We start from the raw sequence: 246 nt of genomic DNA on the forward strand, positions 1-246 counted from the left end.
CACCTTATGTAGATGCTGAGGACATGGAAGATTTACCTGATCAATTTCATCATGAACCTGAACTTGGTCTATCATCGGGTGATGATGGGCTAGATGTTACACGGACAATTTTGTTAGAAGCCGCTGAGCATTTAACTGAACAAGGTGTATTATTTGTCGAGGTGGGTAATTCTATGGTACATATGGGTGCTTTATATCCGGAAGCCCCCTTTACTTGGCTTGAATTTGAGCGAGGTGGCCTCGGGG

1 pseudogene is annotated in these 246 nt (G+C 44.3%); it reads left to right on the top strand.

The window, feature by feature from the left end:
• Positions 1–246, top strand: a pseudogene (locus CWC11_RS20460) (50S ribosomal protein L3 N(5)-glutamine methyltransferase); the annotation flags it as partial.

The organism is Pseudoalteromonas sp. S3178 (assembly GCF_005886985.1).
In the GTDB taxonomy this organism is placed as follows: domain Bacteria; phylum Pseudomonadota; class Gammaproteobacteria; order Enterobacterales; family Alteromonadaceae; genus Pseudoalteromonas; species Pseudoalteromonas carrageenovora.